Consider the following 704-nt stretch of genomic DNA (forward strand, 5'->3'; position numbering starts at 1 on the left):
CCGGCGATCGGCGCGACGATGTCCGTTCTCGCCAGCACGTCCTGGCGCGAAGGCAATTGGCTGCGCAATGCGGCGAGGTCGCTGCGCACCTTGGCAAGATCCTCGTTGGCGCTCTCGCTGTCCTGCTGGCGCAGGTTAAGGAGCTGGAACTCGGTCTCACCGATCTGCTGATCGTTCTTCGCCACCTGCGCCCGATTCGTTGCCTGATTGGCGCGGATGTCGGCCTGGGCGCGCTGCAGCGCCAATATACGCGGCAGGCGTTCGAGGCCCTTCTTGTACATCTCCTGCGCCGAAGCGATCTCCTGGTCGATCAAGCCGAGCTGGTCCGTCTCGGCGGCGATCACGTCCCTTGATCCCGCGCTTTGCTCCTCGATCTGCGCGATGCGCTTGTTGAGGATCTGCGTGCGCCCGTCGCGGGTTGCAAGGCGGCTGTCGAGCAGCGCCTGCTCCTCGACGACGACTTTTCGCGCCAACTCGCTGTCGATCGAGGTCAGCTCCTTGGGAAACGCGATCCGGTCCTGTCCGGCAAGCTCCGCGACCAGGCGCGCTTCGGTTGCCAGCAAGCGAATATAGTGCCCCTCCAGCTCGTCGTAGCGCCCCTGCGCGTCGATCGTCTTGAGGCTGATCAGCACCTGGCCGGCGCTGACCTTGTCGCCTTCCTTCACATGGATCTTCCCGATGATGCCGCCTTCCAGATGCTGGAC

General features: G+C 64.3%; 1 protein-coding gene. It reads right to left on the reverse strand.

All coding sequences use genetic code 11. From position 1 onward, the window contains the following. The coding region (locus EOA29_RS38865; protein WP_127222542.1) for a biotin/lipoyl-binding protein at positions 1-704 on the reverse strand (704 nt) is incomplete at both ends.

It is taken from the genome of Mesorhizobium sp. M1E.F.Ca.ET.063.01.1.1 (assembly GCF_003998155.1).
In the GTDB taxonomy this organism is placed as follows: domain Bacteria; phylum Pseudomonadota; class Alphaproteobacteria; order Rhizobiales; family Rhizobiaceae; genus Mesorhizobium.